Here is a 12,445-nt window from a genome sequence, read left to right on the forward strand (position 1 = left end):
ATTAAATTTGAACATCTAAATTCCAGTCAGTTAGCTTTGTATTAATAATCGAATTCAGGTTAGAACTTTTGAGTTTATTTCAAAAAATAAATTTTTTTTTGAAATTGATATCGAAGATGATATTTTAATAACTGACAAGCCAATATTTGTTGAGATTCAGGTTATTGGTGCTGTTGATAATACAGGGTATTTTATTGATAATAAAATTAAAATGTCTATTCGTCCAGAACAAGCTCGTAATGCTCCTAAAGAATATGATGTAAAGATTTGGTATAAAAGACGAAATTCTAAATTTGAATATTTGGATTATAATAAAAATAACAAGTATAAAAGCTACATCAATTTCGGTTTTGAGTTCGAAGATGTAGATTAAAAGCAAAAAAGGAAGTATCCATTTTCGATACTTCCTTTTTAATTAGTTTAGAAATCAAATTTAATTCCTTGAGCTAAAGGTAACTCAGTTCCGTAATTGATTGTATTTGTTTGTCTTCTCATATAAACTTTCCAAGCATCAGAACCAGATTCTCTTCCTCCTCCAGTTTCTTTTTCTCCACCGAAAGCTCCACCAATTTCAGCACCTGAAGTTCCGATGTTTACGTTAGCGATTCCACAGTCAGAACCAGCTTGAGAAAGGAATAATTCAGCTTCTCTTAAGTTGTTTGTAAAGATTGAAGATGATAATCCTTGAGGAACGTTATTTTGCATATCGATAGCTTCTTCGATTGTGCTGTATTTTAAAACGTATAAAATTGGAGCGAAAGTTTCTTCTTGAACGATTTCGAATTCGTTTTTAGCTTCAATAATACAAGGTTTAACGTAGCATCCGCTTTCGTATCCTTCTCCTTCTAAAACGCCACCTTCAACGATGATTTTTCCACCTTCTTTTTTCGCTTTTTCGATTGCGTTTAAGTAATCTGTAACAGCTCCTTTATCGATAAGTGGTCCAACGTGATTGTTCTCGTTTAATGGATTTCCGATGTTTAATTGAGCGTAAGCTTTTTGTAAAGTTTCTATTGTTTTGTCGTAAACACTTTCGTGAACGATTAAACGACGTGTAGAAGTACAACGTTGTCCTGCAGTTCCAACAGCTCCAAAAACAGCTCCAACTAAAACCATTTTTAAATCAGCATGTTCAGAAACGATGATTGCATTGTTTCCTCCTAATTCTAAGATTGTTTTACCGAAACGTTCTGCAACTGTTTTAGATACGTGACGACCAATTCTTGTAGATCCTGTGAAAGAAACTAAAGGAATACGTTTGTCGTTATTCATTAAATCTCCACAAGCGTTTCCTGTAACTAAACAGCTAACTCCTTCTGGAATGTTGTTATCTCTTAATACTTTAGCGATGATGTTTTGGCAAGCAACTGCACATAAAGGTGTTTTTGAAGATGGTTTCCAGATACAAACGTCTCCACAAATCCATGCTAACATCGTATTCCAAGACCAAACTGCTACTGGGAAGTTGAAAGCAGAAATGATTCCAACAATACCAATTGGATGATATTGCTCGTACATTCTGTGCATTGGTCTTTCTGAGTGCATAGTCAATCCGTAAAGCTGACGTGATAAACCAACTGCGAAATCACAGATGTCAATCATTTCTTGAACTTCACCCAAACCTTCTTGTAAACTTTTTCCCATTTCATAAGAAACCAATTTACCTAAAGCATCTTTGTTTTCGCGTAAAGCGTCTCCCATTTGGCGAACTAAGTCACCTCTTTTTGGAGCAGGAACCATTCTCCAAGTTTTGTAAGCTTCAGAAGCTTTAACCATTGCTTGTTCGTAATCGTCAGCAGTTGATGTTCTAACTTTTCCGATTAATTTTCCTGTTGCAGGTGAATATGATTCAATGATTGCACCGTTTGAAAACCAGTCGTTTCCTGTTGAAGTACCTTCGTTAATTTCTTTAAGTCCTAATTTTTGTAATGCTTCTTCTATTCCGAAATCAGCGGCTTGATTTGTCATTTTTCGTTTTTTGATATTAGTTGGGCTAATATACAAATAATTAAAAAAGTAAGCTAAAAATTATTTATTTAATAAAACGTTCGTCAACTTCCATGATGTGCTTGCATTTTGTACAAGTTCTTAACGTTTCTGAACAATAAAAATGTTGAAAATGAGATAAGAAATCAGTTTCTATATTGTTTAATGGAAAGTAAACTTCATGCAATTTGTGATTGCAATGGTCACAAAACCATAATAAACCATCTTTTGCGTTTGAATTATTTCGTTTTCTTTCAACAACTAATCCAACAGAATTTTCAGTTCGTATTGGTGAATGAGGCATTTTTGCAGGCAATAAAAACATATCTCCAGCACCCAATTCTAAAACTTCTTTTCCGTTTTCGGCCTGAACCGCAACTTGAATATTCCCTTCTAACTGATAAAATAATTCCTCTGTTTCGTTGTAATGATAATCTTTTCTTGCATTTGGTCCACCAACAATCATCACAATAAAATCATCAGATTCTACATAAATATTTTTATTCGAAACAGGTGGTTTCAGCAAATGCTTATTGTCTGAAATCCATTGTTGTAAATTAAAAGGCTTTATCAATTTCATATCAAATTATTTTGAACTTATCCAAGATTCAGGATTCATAAAAGTGTCATTTTGTGAAATCACGAATTTAAGCACCGCTTTTCCTTCTTGGTTGTTTGCTACAGTACCAATTCTCTGTTTGGTAGAAACTTTTTGGCCATCGCTTACCGAAATGGAACTTAGATTTTGGTAAATACTAACATATTCCCCATGACGAATGTATACCAATTTGATGTTTCCGATGTTTTGAATTTTGAAAACTTCCCCTTCAAATACAGCACGAACCGTACTTCCAGATTCTGTTGTGATTTCAACTCCACTATTATGAACCGTTACATTTGGCATTCCCGGTAAAGGTTGATCTCCGTATTTCATCGATATAAAACCTTTTTCAACCGGCCAAGGCAAACGACCACGATTTGTTTTAAAACTATTTGACAACGTTTTTTCTTCTGGAGTTAAATCAAATTTTGTAGAACTTACAGGTTTTGCTTTTGCTGGAGTTTCTTTTTTACCCGTCGCTTTTTCTTTTGCTAAACGTTCTCTTTCAGCTTTTTCTTTTGCTTTTCTGTTTGCTTCTGCAATTGCCTTTTGAATAACCGCTTTAATTTCACGGTCAATTTTTTTAGTTTCGGCTTGTTTATCTTTGATTTGCTTTCCGTATTTCTTTTGATCTTTCTTAACTTCAGCTAATAATTGATTTTGAACTTTTTTATCGTCTTCTAAAACTTTACGCTCTTTTTCTTGTTCAACTAAAATCGCTTGTTGTTTAACTTTTTGAATTTCTAAACGTTTCATAAGGTTTTGTAATTCAATCGTTTTTTCTTTGATTTCGTCTCCTTGAGTTTTTCTAAAATTAGCATATTGTTTCATGTATTGCATGCGTTTGTAAGCTTGCAAGAAATTATCTGAAGATAAAATAAATAAAATTCGACTTTGTTCTGAACGTGTTTTGTATGATTTTACAATAGTTTTTGCATAATCTGCCTGAAGAACTTTAAGCTCACGTTTTAATTTATTAGATTTTAGCGTAGCCGTATAAATATCGTCAGATAATACACGATTTTGCTTTTGTGAATTCTTAATTAATTCTGTAGAAAGCTTGATTTTTTTATTCTGATTTGAAATTTCATTAAAGATATTGCGTTCTTTCTTTTTTTCAGAATTCAGCAAAGTTTGCACTTCCTTTATTTCTTTAAGGATTTGCGCTTTTCTGTTTTCTAATTTGCGTTGCTGTTCTTCATAATCTTGCGAAAATGCGGAAATTGATATAAAGAAAGTAACTAGTATTAATAAAATTCGTTGCATTGAATAAAAAGTTTGTCAAATTTAATTAAAATTTATTTCTTTTGAACCATTTGGTATTTTATAAGGAAAAGAAATCTCAGGATTTAAATCAATTTTTCGATAATTGACTTTCAAATTCGTTTCGTCTTTTTGAATCGCACGAATTAATAAATTTAAAGGCAATAAAACCTCGTCTTTGGTTTGATACGATAAATAATCGATAACCAATTTATCTGCCGAACCTTTTTGTTGAATGACTTCTTGTTTCATTCGTGCCAAACCATCTAACACAAAAACCAGTGATAAATCGTCGGTGTTTTTATATAATTTATAAACGCCATCCTCAACTTTAGTCTGTAATTCTTCTTCAGCTAAATTAAAAACCGATGTTCCGATTAATAAATTTTCAATTTGATTATAATCTAAATTGGTTCCTAAAAATTTACTTATGAATTGGAAATCGCCGTCATAAAAAGTACCGTTTAAAATTTCGTAATAACTTACTCTTTTTGGAGTAATTAATATTTTGGCTCCGGTAAACCCGAATTTTTTAATCGTAATTAATATCGTTTCGCCTTTTTTGATTCGAATATCAGCACTAACACTTTCATCAAAACTCTTGTTTTTGAATTCAACGTCAGCGTTTATTTGTATCGTATTGAAATTTTTATTTAAAGCGTAATGGTCATTTACTGCTCGTAAATAAGTCAAATTTTCTTTTTTATCAGATGATTTAATTTCTTCTTTGATTATTAAGGTTTCTCCTGTCAAAGAATCATTAGGAGTTGTATTATCAGTCAGATTTTTCTTGCTTTTACAAGAAAATAAAACGGTGGATAAAACGAAGAATAAAATAGCTTTTTTCATAAGTTAAAATATGCACAAATGTAAACCAAGTTTTATCAAAAACTATTCCTTTTGAATGAAAAAATCCGTTTTCAAATTGAAAACGGATTTTTTTAAATTTATTATTTGAATTGAAAATTATTCTAAAACTGAATAATCACCAATGCTAATATTTGTGAATTTACCATCAAATTTTGCATGATTTCCGACCATTGCGTTGTCTAAATCTGCATTTTTGATTGTAGAATTCGTTTGGATTAAACTATTTTTGATTGTAGCATTTTCAACAATTGAATTATTTCCTAAAGAAACATTTGGTCCAACTGTTGCGTTTTTAATCGTAACATTTTCTCCAATATAACAAGGTTCGATAATTCGAGAATTTTCGATAACTACAGAAGCTGCAACCATATTTTCACCATCTGCATGTAAGAAATTCAACATACGATTGTTTGTGTCAACCGTTACATTTTTGTTTCCGCAATCCATCCATTCATCAACTTTTCCAGGAACAAAACGCAAACCTTTTTGCTTCATATTTTCTAAAGCATCAGTCAACTGATATTCACCACCTTTTTCGATGTTGTTATCAATTAAATATTCTAATTCTGAACGTAAATTCTCAGCCGATTTAAAGAAATAAATTCCAATAATTGCTAAATCAGAAACAAATTCTTTTGGTTTTTCAACGAAATCAACAATTTCATTTTTATCGTTTAATTGAATCACTCCAAAAGCTGAAGGATCTTCAACTGCTTTTACCCAAATCACAGAATCTGCGGTTGCATCTAAAGAGAAATCTGCACGGAATAACGTATCGGCATAAGCCACAACAATCGGTCCTTGCATCGATTCTTTTGCGCATAAAATAGCATGAGCCGTTCCAAGAGCTTCGTTTTGGTAATAAATAGTTCCTTTAGAACCTAATTTTTCTGCAATTGCAATTAAATCTTTTTCAACATCTTTACCGAAACTTTCGTGAATGATGAATGCGATTTCTTCAATCGGTTGATTGATAACTTTTGCAATGTCTTCGACCAAACGGTGAACGATTGGCTTTCCAGCAATTGGAATTAATGGTTTTGGTGTGGTTAATGTATGTGGGCGTAAACGTGAACCGCGTCCGGCCATTGGTACAATAATTTTCATTTGTGTTTCTTTAAATTATTTTAAAATTTCAAAAGTTTTTATGCAATGTAACATGGTTGGTAAATGTTCTTTTTCTGCTTCAATGATAACACGATAATAATGGTCGTTTTGTTTACTCTTCATAATAAAACTGACTACATTAAATCCACTTGCGTCTTGAGTGTGATAATAATAAGAAGGATGTTTCAAAAAGTTGGTTTCTCCATGTCCTAATATTTCTAAACCTCCTATGACTAGTGAAAGTTGTGTTTTTATATCTTCGATCAGAGTTTCGTTTAATTGATTTAGATCTTCATCAGATTTAATCTTAAAAACCGTAAATCGATTAACATTATCTTTACTATAAGCGTGTTCAAAATTTATATTGTTTCTTTGTTCAAACATAGTAAGATACCAATCCGAAGGCGTTTCAAAAGTGTAATTTTCTCCATCATCAATTGTTTTTTCAGTTTCGATTACGTCAAAATTATCTAAATATTGATTAAAATGATTTTGCTTTTCTTTAGAACATGAAGTCAAAAGAAATGCAAAAAATAATAATATAAAGCCAATTTTGATTTTCATCTGAAAAAATTATTTCACGCCAGTGCTTCCAAATCCGCCATCTCCGCGTTCAGTTGTTGATAATTCTTCTACTTCAATCCATTCAGCACGTTCGTGCTTTGCAATCACCATTTGTGCAATGCGTTCACCGTTTTCAACAACAAATGTTTCTTTGGACAAATTAACCAAAATAACTCCAACTTCGCCACGGTAATCTGCGTCAATCGTTCCTGGTGAGTTTAAACAAGTAATTCCTTTTTTCAATGCCAATCCGCTTCTTGGTCGAACTTGAGCTTCGAAACCAATTGGTAATTCTATGAATAATCCTGTTGGAATTAAAGCACGTTCCATTGGTTCGATTAAAATTGGTTCTTGTAAATTTGCACGTAAATCCATTCCTGCAGAAGCTATTGTTTCATAACTTGGTAATGAATGTTGTGATTTATTGATGATATTTATTTTCATTTTTTCAATACAGATTTGATAATTCTTGTAATTATTACCTTTTCATTGAAGTAAATAATTGCTACGAAGATAAGAAGGAATGTGATTCCAATAAAATAATTTTCCCTGAAATTGTAAAAATATATAAATGTAAATAGAGTTGATGTGCCTAAATATAAAAATATACTTTTTTTGTTGTAGGGAATTGGATATGATTTTTGTCCCATTATATATGAGATAAGCATCATTGTTGCATAAGCTAATAATGTAGTAATTGCTGAACCGACTAATCCGATAATTGGAATTAATAAATAATTAAAAACTACCGTTACAATTGCTCCGATAATAGAAATATAGGCTCCGATTTTTGTTTTATCTTGAATCTTGTACCAAACCGATAAATTGGTGTAAATTCCTAACATTAAATTTGCTAAAATTACATACGGAACAATTTCCATTGCAAACCAATAATCTTCTTGCGGAATGTAAAAAGTTTTGATTAAATCAGAGAAAATAACAATTGTAAGCATTGCCAAACTTCCAAAAATTACAAAATATTTCGTAACCGTTGCGTATTTTAATGGCGCATCGTCATTCTTGGCGTAACTAAAAAAGAAAGGTTCAATTCCCATTGAATAAGCGGTTCTAAATAAAATCATAAAAACACCAATTTTATAAATCGCACCATAACTTGCTAAACCTAAATCTTGGAAATTTTCAGGAAGTAATTCTTTTAAAAAAACTTTATCAAATGTTTCATTTACAACAAAAGCCAATCCACCAATCATCACAGGAAAGCTGTAAATAAGCATTTCTTTCCAAAGTATTTTGTTGAATTTTAGTTTTAACTGTAGATAATATTTAGACAAAAGAAGCAACGTGATTCCACTAGCAATCAAATTTGCTAAAAACAAATAACCTACTTGGAAATCGAAATTATAATATGCAGCGATTTTATCTGTTGAATTTTGAAGTAGAAATTTCGGAATTAAATACAATAAAATGACCGTCAATCCAGCGTTTACTACAACATTGGTAATTTTTATAAAACTATATTTTATTGGTCTTTGCTGAGCTCGCAAAATCGCAAAAGGAATGACAACTAAAGTATCTAAAACTAAAATCCAAATTAAATAAGAAACGACAATTGGCGGGATTTCAAAATATAAATCAACGGATTCTTTAAAGAGATAAATCACTCCAAGGAAAATCGCGCAAACAGCCATCAAAAATAAAATGGTATTGTTAATCACTTCGTTCTTATTTTCTTTCTTGTTATAAAATCTGAAAAAAGCCGTCTCCATTCCAAAAGATAGAACGACGTTGAAAAACATCATCCAAGAAAAAATTAAAGTGTAATCTGCATAAGCATCTTTTGGAAGCCAATTGATGTGGTACGGAGCCATTATGAAACCAATCATTTTTGGAACAACAGTGGCAATTCCGTAAATTAATGTTTGCCCAAAAAGTTTTTTATAAACGCTCAAAATTTGTATTTTAGAAATAAAGTGGATTCAAATATTTTTTAAATGTTTTCATCGGAAATTTTAAAAGGGTTGCTCCTGATGAATAAGGTGCAATTTCGTATTTATTATAGCGCAAAATTATTTCATTTTGCGTAACGATGATGTTTTCAGGTAAACTAAATTGATTGTCTTTGAAAATATTCCCGTTTTTATTGATGTTATCCGTTTCGTACAAATTGTTTGAAGTTCTAAAATCTCGTTCAGCAATTTTTTTAAATCCTTCATAATCTAAAAATAAATCTTTCTGTGAAATTTGTTTTCCGTCTTCTAAATTAAAAAACAATGAAATAGTTCCTTCGTTTCCGTGTGCTCCGCCTGTAAACGTATAATAATTTAAAACGATGTTAACGCTTTTGTTTTCAAAAATTTCCGAAGTTCCGTTAACAGAAGCTTCCCACGGCAGAGGTTCGTTTGGAAAAGCTTTTTTAATTTCGTCATAAGAAGCGATGAACGACTTTGCTAAATCATCGTAATTATTGATCTCTTCATTTTCGTTTTCAAACGCAATATGTTTTTTTACATTTTTAAAAACAACTTCATTTATCTCATTTAATTCCTTTTGGTCAGATATGATGGTCGGAATAATTAAATCCACGTAAGTACAATCATCTTTATCACACGGAAGCGTTGTTTTTAGTTCGTATTTTTTGGTTTCAAAATACCAAGTTTCCTTTTTGCTACAACTGAATAATAGTGTTGAAAAACAGATTAGTATAAGTAATTTTCTAGTCATATAATTTTTTGTTAATATGAAACAAATCTATAATATTTCCTTCATAAAAAGTATCTTTGTGTTTATTTTTAAAAAACGTTTTAGTTATGAAATTTAATACGAAAGTAATTCACGGTGGACAACATCACGACCCAAGTACTGGAGCGGTAATGCCACCAATTTATCATACATCAACTTTTGCGCAAAAAAGTCCGGGAGTTCACACAGGTTACGAATATAGTAGAGCAGATAATCCTACAAGAACTGCTTTAGAACACGCTTTAGAAAATATAGAAAACGGAGCGCGTGGTTTGGCTTTTTCATCTGGTTTAGCAGCTATTGATTGTGTTTTACGTTTATTAAAACCAAACGACGAAGTAATTGCGATGGACGATTTATACGGTGGAACATACCGTTTATTTACTCGTTTTTATCAAGATTTAGGAATCAAATTCCATTTCATTAATATGAATGATTTAGAGTTATTCCAATCAAAAATCAATGCAAATACAAAATTAGTTTGGATTGAAACTCCGACGAATCCGTTAATGAAATTAGCAGATATCGAAGCGATTGCTAAAATCACAAAACAAAACAATATTTTATTCGCAGTTGATAATACGTTTGCAACTCCGTATTTACAAAAACCATTAGATTTAGGTGCTGATATTGTAATGCATTCGGCAACTAAATATTTAGGCGGACATTCAGATGTGATTGCTGGAGCTTTAATTATTAAAGATGAAGAATTAGGAAAACAATTACATTTTACACAATTCGCTACGGGTGCAACTTTAGGTCCGCAAGAAAGCTTCTTGGTTTTACGTGGAATCAAAACCTTGCATTTACGAGTAGAACGTCATTGTTTAAACGGACAAAAAGTTGCTGAATATTTAGAGCAACATCCGTTAATTGACCAAGTTTTATATCCAGGATTGCCATCGCATCCACAACACGATTTAGCTAAAAAACAAATGACTAAAGGTTTTGGTGGAATGGTTTCATTTACATTTAAATCTGGAGCTAAAGCAGATGCAATTAAATTCTTAGAAAACTTAAAAGTATTTACATTGGCAGAATCTTTAGGAGGAGTTGAATCTCTTGCAAATCATCCAGCTTTGATGACACATGCTTCAATTCCTGCAGAAAAACGTGCAGAGATTGGTGTTACTGATGACATGGTACGTTTGAGTGTAGGTGTTGAAGATATTGAAGATTTAATTGCTGATATTGAGCAAGCTTTAAAATAATTCAAGTAATAAAGAATAAATTAAAATGTCTCGATTTTCGAGGCATTTTTTGTTTTAGGTCAATTATAATGAAATAAGTTTTTATATTTTCTTGAATAAAATTAATTTTACCTAAAAATTATCTCTTAAGTACATAATGAAAAAAGTAGCGTTATTAATTGTTTTAATTGGAAATGTAGTTTTAGCACAAGAAAGTAAAAATTCGAATAATCAAGTAAAATTGATTAAAAATTCCAAAAGTGTTTTTATGAAAAATAGTCAAGAATATAAATTGAAAGACTATAAGGATGTATTTAATAATCCTGAAGCAATTCTAAACATTAAACAAGCTAGAAGAAATAAAACATTTGCTGAAATTTTAGGCTATGTTGGAGGATTCGGGCTTGGATATGGAATTGGTTCAGCTATTGGAACAAAAAGTTCTGATCCACAAGCAAAATCAAAAAGACAAACAAGTTGGATTATTGCTGGTTCTGGTTTATGTGTGCTAGGAGCTTCGATTCCGTTGAGTATATCTGCATCTAAAAAAATAAAAAAAGCAATAGACATCGAAAATTCTCAAAATGAGAATACTTTATCTGATTCTGAATTAAATGTTATCATTAATGGAAATGGAGTTGGATTTTCTTTATCATTCTAATTTATAAAAAAAAGAAAGCTTATTGGCTTTCTTTTTTGTTATTTCTTGATGCTATCGTGAGCATGTGTTTCGTTCCCGTTATTCCATTCAACTAAAATATCTGTAGCAACTGCAGCGCCGCTTCCAGCTGCAATACTAAGCTGACTACGCCAACCTGCTAAAGTTCCTGCAACATAAATATTATCTGTAACTTTATGGTCGATATTCATTAATTGAATTCTGTTTTTTGATGCAATTGATTTTTGATGTGGAATCACATATTCCATCAAACCTTCAATGTTAAATGCGTTGCTAGAATTGGTTGCAACAACAATTATTTTAGTTTGATAGTTGTTTTTGTTTGTAGTTACCAAAAATAAATCTTTTTGTTTTTCTATTGAAACTACTTTCTCGTTTAATATTTGGTTGATTTGCGGATAAGTTGAAGCTAAATTTTCTAAAGAAGTTTCTAATAATTCACTTCCTAAAGTTCCAGGTGTAATTCCGTAAGCATTGTTAAACAATGCATCTTGTAACATTGAACCCTTTTGATGTGCGATAATTCCAATTTTCTTATCAGCAACAAATTCTTTCTTTTGAGCTGAACCTAAAATTAATGCACACGAAACTCCGGAAACTCCGCCTCCAAAAATTAAAACGTCGTAAATCATTATTTAGATTTTTCTTCGATTGATTTAGACATCTTAAAAATTAATAAGATGCAAACTGCGCATAATAAAGCAACAATAGAAATCAAAGCAACCATACTATCACCTTGAAAAAGATTGCCAAAATCTAAAATCATTGCATTCATAACAATTAAACCGATAATGATTGCTACAGCAATGTAAGTAATGTATTTCATTATAAAAATATGTAAAAGTTGTAATTCGACTACGAAATTACTAAATAAAAAATTAGGCAAATAGCCCTTTAACATTAGAAGCAAATAATTTAACAGCGATAGCTAGTAAGATTACTCCAAATACTTTTCGGATTACACCTAAACCATTACTACCAATTATCTTCTCGATTTTTCCTGATGATTTTAAAACAATATAGACTAAGATAATATTTAAAATAATAGCAATTACAATATTTATGGTTTTAAATTCCGCTTTTAGCGAAAGAATCGTTGTCATAACTCCAGCTCCAGCAATTAAAGGAAACGCTAATGGAACTATTGAAGCAGTATTTGCTTCTTCATCTTTATATAAACGAATACCTAAAATCATTTCTAGAGCTAAGAAAAAAAGCACAAAAGAACCAGCAACTGCAAAAGAATTTACGTCAATTCCGATTAAACTCAGAATGCTTTCTCCAACAAATAAAAACGAAATCATAATTGCTGCTGCTACAATCGAAGCTTTTTCAGATTGAATTTGTCCAACACGCGAACGTAAATCAACAATAATCGGAATGGATCCCACGATGTCGATTACGGCAAATAGAATCATACTAGCTGTAATAATTTCTTTAAAATCTATTCCCATGGCTTTTTTTGTGCAAAGTTATCAATATTTG

At 31.2% G+C, this 12,445-nt stretch carries 15 protein-coding genes; 3 read left to right on the top strand and 12 right to left on the bottom strand.

Annotated features, from left to right (window positions below; translation table 11 throughout):
* Window positions 1-211 precede the first annotated feature (211 nt).
* Window positions 212-373, top strand: coding sequence for a hypothetical protein (locus tag EG240_RS16435; RefSeq protein WP_158611977.1), 162 nt, complete (start codon window positions 212-214; stop codon window positions 371-373).
* A gap of 47 nt (window positions 374-420) precedes the next feature.
* Here the strand turns inward: EG240_RS16435 and amaB are convergent, their stop codons facing one another.
* From amaB to EG240_RS03355, 9 genes are all read right to left on the bottom strand, one after another.
* Window positions 421-1,968 (bottom strand): L-piperidine-6-carboxylate dehydrogenase, encoded by a 1,548-nt coding sequence (gene amaB, locus EG240_RS03315; protein WP_125017406.1) that lies wholly within the window; start codon window positions 1,966-1,968, stop codon window positions 421-423.
* Between the two features lie 64 nt (window positions 1,969-2,032).
* Window positions 2,033-2,566 (bottom strand): 3-hydroxyanthranilate 3,4-dioxygenase, encoded by a 534-nt coding sequence (locus tag EG240_RS03320; RefSeq protein WP_125017408.1) that lies wholly within the window; start codon window positions 2,564-2,566, stop codon window positions 2,033-2,035.
* 6 nt (window positions 2,567-2,572) lie between these two features.
* Window positions 2,573-3,853: a murein hydrolase activator EnvC family protein gene (locus EG240_RS03325; protein WP_125017410.1), complete on the bottom strand. Its 1,281-nt coding sequence runs from the start codon at window positions 3,851-3,853 to the stop codon at window positions 2,573-2,575.
* A 21-nt stretch (window positions 3,854-3,874) separates the two neighbouring features.
* A complete protein-coding gene (locus tag EG240_RS03330; RefSeq protein WP_125017412.1) occupies window positions 3,875-4,699 on the bottom strand; it encodes a DUF4292 domain-containing protein in 825 nt (274 codons plus the stop codon).
* A gap of 117 nt (window positions 4,700-4,816) precedes the next feature.
* Window positions 4,817-5,827, bottom strand: coding sequence for a sugar phosphate nucleotidyltransferase (locus EG240_RS03335; RefSeq protein WP_125017414.1), 1,011 nt, complete (start codon window positions 5,825-5,827; stop codon window positions 4,817-4,819).
* A gap of 15 nt (window positions 5,828-5,842) precedes the next feature.
* Window positions 5,843-6,391 carry a hypothetical protein gene (locus EG240_RS03340; RefSeq protein ID WP_125017416.1) on the bottom strand — a complete coding sequence of 183 codons (549 nt, stop codon included), beginning with the start codon at window positions 6,389-6,391 and terminating at the stop codon, window positions 5,843-5,845.
* A gap of 9 nt (window positions 6,392-6,400) precedes the next feature.
* The gene (gene dut, locus EG240_RS03345) at window positions 6,401-6,835 is read right to left on the bottom strand and encodes a dUTP diphosphatase (protein ID WP_125017418.1); all 435 of its coding nucleotides are present in this window, start codon (window positions 6,833-6,835) and stop codon (window positions 6,401-6,403) included.
* Window positions 6,832-8,301 carry an oligosaccharide flippase family protein gene (locus EG240_RS03350; RefSeq protein ID WP_125017420.1) on the bottom strand — a complete coding sequence of 490 codons (1,470 nt, stop codon included), beginning with the start codon at window positions 8,299-8,301 and terminating at the stop codon, window positions 6,832-6,834. Before EG240_RS03350 ends, dut begins: the two co-directional genes overlap by 4 nt.
* 10 nt (window positions 8,302-8,311) lie before the next feature.
* Window positions 8,312-9,073, bottom strand: coding sequence for a DUF3298 and DUF4163 domain-containing protein (locus EG240_RS03355; RefSeq protein ID WP_125017421.1), 762 nt, complete (start codon window positions 9,071-9,073; stop codon window positions 8,312-8,314).
* A gap of 86 nt (window positions 9,074-9,159) precedes the next feature.
* Here EG240_RS03355 and EG240_RS03360 point away from each other — a divergent pair, with 86 nt between their 5' ends.
* Together EG240_RS03360 and EG240_RS03365 are read left to right on the top strand one after the other, a co-directional pair.
* A complete protein-coding gene (locus tag EG240_RS03360) occupies window positions 9,160-10,302 on the top strand; it encodes a cystathionine gamma-synthase (RefSeq protein WP_125017423.1) in 1,143 nt (380 codons plus the stop codon).
* 136 nt (window positions 10,303-10,438) lie between these two features.
* Window positions 10,439-10,942, top strand: coding sequence for a hypothetical protein (locus EG240_RS03365; protein WP_125017425.1), 504 nt, complete (start codon window positions 10,439-10,441; stop codon window positions 10,940-10,942).
* A gap of 38 nt (window positions 10,943-10,980) precedes the next feature.
* On the opposite strand, the gene EG240_RS03370 is transcribed toward EG240_RS03365, so the two are convergent.
* The 3 genes from EG240_RS03370 to EG240_RS03380 are packed head-to-tail and all read right to left on the bottom strand — an operon-like array spanning window position 10,981 to window position 12,414.
* Window positions 10,981-11,595, bottom strand: a complete 615-nt coding sequence (locus EG240_RS03370) for an FAD-dependent oxidoreductase (RefSeq protein ID WP_162497954.1) — start codon at window positions 11,593-11,595, stop codon at window positions 10,981-10,983.
* Window positions 11,592-11,786 (bottom strand): hypothetical protein, encoded by a 195-nt coding sequence (locus EG240_RS03375; RefSeq protein WP_125017429.1) that lies wholly within the window; start codon window positions 11,784-11,786, stop codon window positions 11,592-11,594. Before EG240_RS03375 ends, EG240_RS03370 begins: the two co-directional genes overlap by 4 nt.
* 52 nt (window positions 11,787-11,838) lie before the next feature.
* Entirely contained in the window at window positions 11,839-12,414 is a 576-nt protein-coding gene (locus EG240_RS03380; RefSeq protein WP_125017431.1) for a MarC family protein, read from the bottom strand.
* Window positions 12,415-12,445 lie beyond the last annotated feature (31 nt).

Origin of the sequence: Paenimyroides tangerinum (assembly GCF_003865405.1) — a bacterium.
Taxonomy (GTDB): Bacteria; Bacteroidota; Bacteroidia; order Flavobacteriales; family Flavobacteriaceae; genus Flavobacterium; species Flavobacterium tangerinum.

Bases quoted from the DNA above. Each gene is read 5' to 3' on its own strand.
- EG240_RS03360 (WP_125017423.1), top strand. From the start codon at position 9,160: ATGAAATTTAATACGAAAGTAATTCACGGTGGACAACATCACGACCCA.
- EG240_RS03340 (WP_125017416.1), bottom strand. From the start codon at position 6,391: ATGAAAATCAAAATTGGCTTTATATTATTATTTTTTGCATTTCTTTTG.
- EG240_RS03365 (WP_125017425.1), top strand. From the start codon at position 10,439: ATGAAAAAAGTAGCGTTATTAATTGTTTTAATTGGAAATGTAGTTTTA.
- dut (WP_125017418.1), bottom strand. From the start codon at position 6,835: ATGAAAATAAATATCATCAATAAATCACAACATTCATTACCAAGTTAT.
- EG240_RS03355 (WP_125017421.1), bottom strand. From the start codon at position 9,073: ATGACTAGAAAATTACTTATACTAATCTGTTTTTCAACACTATTATTC.
- EG240_RS16435 (WP_158611977.1), top strand. From the start codon at position 212: ATGTCTATTCGTCCAGAACAAGCTCGTAATGCTCCTAAAGAATATGAT.
- amaB (WP_125017406.1), bottom strand. From the start codon at position 1,968: ATGACAAATCAAGCCGCTGATTTCGGAATAGAAGAAGCATTACAAAAA.
- EG240_RS03330 (WP_125017412.1), bottom strand. From the start codon at position 4,699: ATGAAAAAAGCTATTTTATTCTTCGTTTTATCCACCGTTTTATTTTCT.
- EG240_RS03325 (WP_125017410.1), bottom strand. From the start codon at position 3,853: ATGCAACGAATTTTATTAATACTAGTTACTTTCTTTATATCAATTTCC.
- EG240_RS03320 (WP_125017408.1), bottom strand. From the start codon at position 2,566: ATGAAATTGATAAAGCCTTTTAATTTACAACAATGGATTTCAGACAAT.
- EG240_RS03380 (WP_125017431.1), bottom strand. From the start codon at position 12,414: ATGGGAATAGATTTTAAAGAAATTATTACAGCTAGTATGATTCTATTT.
- EG240_RS03335 (WP_125017414.1), bottom strand. From the start codon at position 5,827: ATGAAAATTATTGTACCAATGGCCGGACGCGGTTCACGTTTACGCCCA.
- EG240_RS03375 (WP_125017429.1), bottom strand. From the start codon at position 11,786: ATGAAATACATTACTTACATTGCTGTAGCAATCATTATCGGTTTAATT.